Origin of the sequence: Actinoplanes campanulatus (assembly GCF_014647795.1) — a bacterium.
In the GTDB taxonomy this organism is placed as follows: Bacteria; Actinomycetota; Actinomycetes; order Mycobacteriales; family Micromonosporaceae; genus Actinoplanes; species Actinoplanes campanulatus.
Window position 1 is genome coordinate 1 of the sequence record NZ_BMPW01000065.1, and the last position, 1,749, is coordinate 1,749.

A 1,749-nucleotide genomic window follows, 5' to 3' on the forward strand; every position below is an offset into this window, starting at 1 on the left:
GGGTGTGCTCCAGCAGCCACTGGATCTTCGTGGCCGAGAAGTAGGTGGCCGGCGGCAGTCCCGTCCGGCTTCTCACGAGATCCGCGTCGATGTCGCCGGTGGCCGCGCGGGTGTCCTGCCAGACGATCGCCGGCGCCACGGGCACACCGGTCGCCCGGTCCCACAGCACCGTGGTCTCCCGCTGGTTGGCGATCCCGATGGCGGCCACCTCGGAGGGCCGGACACCGGCCTCCCGCAACGCCCGCTCGATCAGCCGCCGCACGTCCCGCCAGATCCGGGCCGCGTCGTGTTCCACCCAGCCGGGCCGCGGATACGACTGCTGATGCTCGGCCCGCACCACCGACACCACGGTCGCCCGCCGGTCGAACAGGATGCACCGCGTCGACGTCGTACCCTGATCCACCGCCAGCACGTAGCTCATGCCGCCGCCTCCGCTCCGCTCCCGAGGCGCCGGGAGCCCGCACACCCGCTCATGACCCGGCCACGTCCCGCGAGATCGACCGGGCGGCCGCCACCACATGCTCGACCAGGCCGGGCCGGGCCTGCCGCCGCGTGTCGGTGAGCCGCTCCACCGGCCCGGCGATCCCCACCGCGCCGACGACCAGCCCGCCCGACGTGCGCACCGGCGCGGCGATCGCGGCCAGGCCCGGCCGCCACTCCTCCACCGAGAGACCCCAGCCTCGGGCGCGGGTCTCGGCGAGTGCCCGGGCGAGGGCTCTCCGGTCGGTCACCGTCCTTCGGGTGTACGCGTCCAGCCCGCCCGCCACGGCGGCCTCGGTGGCCGTCGCGTCGTGAGCGAGCAGCACCTGACCGAGCGCCGTCGCGTGGGCGGGCAGCCGCACCCCGGTGTCGAGTGACTGGGCCGAGTCGTCCGGCCGGAACACGTGGTGCACCACGATCACCTCACCGTCGCGCAGCACGCCGAGCCGGACCTCTTCGCCGCTGCGGGCGGCCAGCGCGTCCGCCCAGTTGAGGGCACGCCCGCGCAGCTCGTTGGCGTCGATCCCGGCGGAGCCCAGTTCGAGCAGCCCGCGGCCGAGCCGGTACCGGGCGGTCCGCGGATCCTGCTCGACGAACCCGACGTGCTCCAGGGTGCGCAGGATGCTGTGCGCCGTGGATTTCGGCAGGCCGAGCGCATCCGCGATCTCCTTGACGCGCAGCCGGTCCTCCCCCGCCGCGAGCAGGCGCAACACGGCCGACGACCGCTCGATGGACTGGATCATGCCGGGCACGTGCGACATTGTCGCACGCGAGCCGTTGCCGCACCCCCGATCCGTTCATAGCGTCGCGGTCGAGAACACGGCTGACAGGGAGGGCATGTGGGGCGCTACGTCGGCGCGATCGATCAGGGCACCACCAGCACGCGGTTCATGATCTTCGACCGGGCCGGTCGCGAGATCGGCCGCCACCAGCTGGAACACCGGCAAATCCAGCCACGCTCCGGCTGGGTCGAACACGATCCGGCGGAGATCTGGGAGAACACCCTCAAGTGCATCGAGGGGGCGCTCGCCGGCGCCGGGCTGGCCCCGGCCGACCTGGCCGCCATCGGGATCACCAACCAGCGGGAGACCGCGGTGCTGTGGGACCGGGCGAGCGGCACGGCGGTGGCCCCAGCGATCGTGTGGCAGGACACCCGTACCGATTATCTGGTCTCCGCTCTCGATCCTGACCTGATCCGGGATCGCACCGGGTTGCCGCCGGCCACCTACTTCTCGGCCACGAAGATCCAGTGGCTGCTGGAGCACACCC

The 1,749-nt window shown here is 72.9% G+C and carries 3 protein-coding genes; 1 reads left to right on the forward strand and 2 read right to left on the reverse strand.

The genetic code is table 11. The features are described 5' to 3' along the window. Both IEZ13_RS46020 and IEZ13_RS46025 read right to left on the reverse strand, forming a co-directional pair. A partial coding sequence (locus IEZ13_RS46020) for an FGGY family carbohydrate kinase (RefSeq protein ID WP_268240224.1) occupies window positions 1–421 on the reverse strand: 421 nt, incomplete at its 3' end. 49 nt (window positions 422–470) lie between these two features. After that, window positions 471–1,232: an IclR family transcriptional regulator gene (locus tag IEZ13_RS46025; protein WP_183221672.1), complete on the reverse strand. Its 762-nt coding sequence runs from the start codon at window positions 1,230–1,232 to the stop codon at window positions 471–473. Between the two features lie 87 nt (window positions 1,233–1,319). Between IEZ13_RS46025 and IEZ13_RS46030 the strand changes: the two genes are divergently transcribed. Next, window positions 1,320–1,749: FGGY family carbohydrate kinase (locus IEZ13_RS46030; protein WP_268240225.1), on the forward strand; the 430-nt coding region annotated here is incomplete at its 3' end.